Consider the following 1,018-nt stretch of genomic DNA (forward strand, 5'->3'; position numbering starts at 1 on the left):
ACGGCACCGGCGCCCGATGGCGGTCGCGACGGGAGGCCCGGTCCGGTCCGGGGCGGCCGAGGACCCGAGGTGTGTCGCCGTGACCGGCCGGCAGGGCGCGCGTCGGGGGACGCCGCGTGCCCTGCCGGCCGGTGACGGGAACGCCCTCGGCCGCTCCGGCCGGGCCGTGCGGCGAACGGTGCGCGGGACCGGCGGGGCGGTGCTCACGCTGTGTGCCCTTCATCGCCCACCTCCCCGATCCGACCTGGGACTTTGCCGTCCCAGGGGCTTGACGTTCACCGTGTGTCACGAACTCGTTGCGGTAAGTACCCGCACGTCATGAGGGCGTAAACCGGGGGTGCGCAAAGAATCGTGATCGCGTGGCGGACTTTGCCGGCGCATTGCCCGGTGACAGCCGGATGATCCGTTACGCCCGGCGGTCCCGGCCCCGGCCCCGGCTACGGAGCGTGAGCGCCGCGGCGCACAGCAGCACGCCGCGCGTGGTGCGCGGGTCGGCTCCGGTGAGGCGGGCGATGCGGGCGAGCCGGTTGTCGACGGTGTTGGGGTGCACGGCGAGCGCGGCGGCCGCCCTGCGGCGGTCCATGTCCGCGTCGAGGAAGGCGCGGAGCGTGTCCAGCAGCTCGGGGCGCGCGCCGAGCGGGTCCAGGACGGCGGCGACGGCGGGGCCGCTGTCGCCGGGACCGGTCAGGTGGTAGTCGAGCAGCACGTCGCCCAGCTCGTACACGCCCGCGGGGCGCCCGGCGGCCTCCGCGATGCCGGCGATCCGGGCCGCCCGCCGGGACGCGTCCGGGACGTCCGCCGTGCCCTCCGAGCGCGCCGCGCCGGCGATCACCGGCCCGGCCGCGGTGCCCGCCCCGGTGAGCAGCCGTTCCAGTTCGGGAAGGCGTTCCGCCGCGGCCGACGGCAGCAGGACGTGCACGCCGCGCTCGTCCCGCAGCAGCAGCGGCGGCCCCTCGCCGAACCCTTCGAGGCCCGCGCGGATCCGCCGCAGCACGCGGCGCTCGGCGATGCCCCCGCC

The 1,018-nt window shown here is 77.3% G+C and carries 1 protein-coding gene; it reads right to left on the reverse strand.

The genetic code is table 11. The annotated features are described in order from the left end of the window. Nucleotides 1-406: 406 nt before the first annotated feature. Nucleotides 407-1,018: helix-turn-helix domain-containing protein (locus tag ABZ914_RS51860; protein ID WP_500201886.1), on the reverse strand; the 612-nt coding region annotated here is incomplete at its 5' end.

The sequence above is a fragment of the Spirillospora sp. NPDC046719 genome, from assembly GCF_040645715.1.
Taxonomy (GTDB): domain Bacteria; phylum Actinomycetota; class Actinomycetes; order Streptosporangiales; family Streptosporangiaceae; genus Spirillospora.